1 protein-coding gene is annotated in these 1493 nt (G+C 69.9%); it reads right to left on the bottom strand.

Features of this window, described 5'->3' with window-relative positions:
- Positions 1 to 1266 (bottom strand): IS110 family RNA-guided transposase (locus tag PHK61_RS31755; RefSeq protein ID WP_274285031.1); only part of this gene is annotated, 1266 nt, incomplete at its 3' end.
- Positions 1267 to 1493: the final 227 nt, after the last annotated feature.

Below are 1493 nucleotides of genomic sequence, written 5' to 3'. Positions count from 1 at the left end.
GACCTTGTCGAGGGTGACTCGGTAGCCCAGGTTGTGGAGCTGGTTGATCAGGCGGTCTCGTTGGCGGTCGGTGTTGCGGCGGGTGAAGTAGTCGCCGCCGAGGTCGTCGTAGTCGGCCTGGTCGCGCAGCAGGTGCCAGCAGATCACCAGGATGGAGTGCGCGACCGCGATCGCGGCCTTCTTCTTGCCGATCCGGCGGGCCAGGCGCCAGAACTGGGCGGCCAGGTAGGTGTCGTGGGTGCGGGCGGCGCACCAGGCGGTCTGGGTGAGGATGTCGACCAGCCAGACGTCGCCGTGGGTGGTCTTGCCCGAGCCGCGTTTGCCGCCGGTGATGTTGTTGCCCGGCGCGACCCCGGCCCAAGAGGCCAGGTGCGCGGCGGTGGGGAACCGGGCCATGTCGACCCCGATCTCGGCGATGATCGTCTCGGCGGCCCGCTTCCCGACCCCGGGGATGGTGTCGAGCCGGTCACGGGCCCGCGCGAAAGGGACAGCGCTGACACCGCCCTCGTCGATCGCGGTCGCAAAGAGGGCATCGACGCGCTCGTCGAGCCGGCTGATCACCGTTTCGAGGTGTGCGGTGTGCTCCAGGGCGAGCCCGATCAGCAGCGCGTGGTGCTCGGTGAACCGCCCGCGCAGGGCCTGCCGCAGGGCGGGGATCTTCACCCGCAGTCGGCCGCGGGCCATCTCGGCGAGCGCGGCGGGGTCACGTTCGCCGGCGACCAGCGCGGCCAGCATGGCCCGCCCGGAGACCCCGAGCACGTCGGAGGCGACCGAGTCGAGCTTGATCCCGGCGTCCTCGAGGGTCTTCTGGATGCGCTGGCACTCGCTGGTGTGGGCCTGGATCATGCGTTTGCGGTAGCGGGTCAGATCCCGCAGCTCCCGGACCGCCCTGGGAGGCACGAAGCTGCCCCGTAGCAGGCCGTGCTCGAGCAGCTCGGCCAGCCATTCCGCGTCGAGCACGTCGGTCTTGCGCCCGGGCAGGATCTTCACGTGATGGGCGTTGACCAGCAGCAGCTCCCATCCCGGGTGCTCTTCGAGCAGGTACCAGACCGGTTTCCAGTACGAGCCGGTCGCCTCCATCACCACCGCGGTCACCCCCTCGGTGGTGAACCACTCGACCATCGCCTCCAGCGAGGCGGTGAACGTGGCGAACGTGCGGGTCGTCTGGACCCGCCCCCGAGCACCCGGCTTCGGGGCGCGCACGCAGGCGACCACCTCGTCCTTGCCGATGTCGATGCCCGCGCACCGCTCGATCAACGTGTCCATCCACGACCTCCACCAGACCCAGCCCGGGCAGGGCGGGGCCGGCAGGGCCGACCGTTCAACGACGCTGTGAAGCGTGCACGAGGACAACAGTTCGAGGTGCCGGGACGGCCCCAGGCGTCAGTCTCAGAGACGGGTTCACGCGCACCAAGCGAGAACGAGCTCAGCCGACCCCACCGAATTCTCATCCGCCCAGGCGGCCACCGATAGGGGGCCATGAAGTCTCAGAG

It is taken from the genome of Actinomycetospora lutea, assembly GCF_028737205.1.
Taxonomy (GTDB): domain Bacteria; phylum Actinomycetota; class Actinomycetes; order Mycobacteriales; family Pseudonocardiaceae; genus Actinomycetospora; species Actinomycetospora lutea.
Note: the sequence above shows the minus strand (reverse complement) of the source record. Positions and strands in the feature narration are given on the sequence as shown.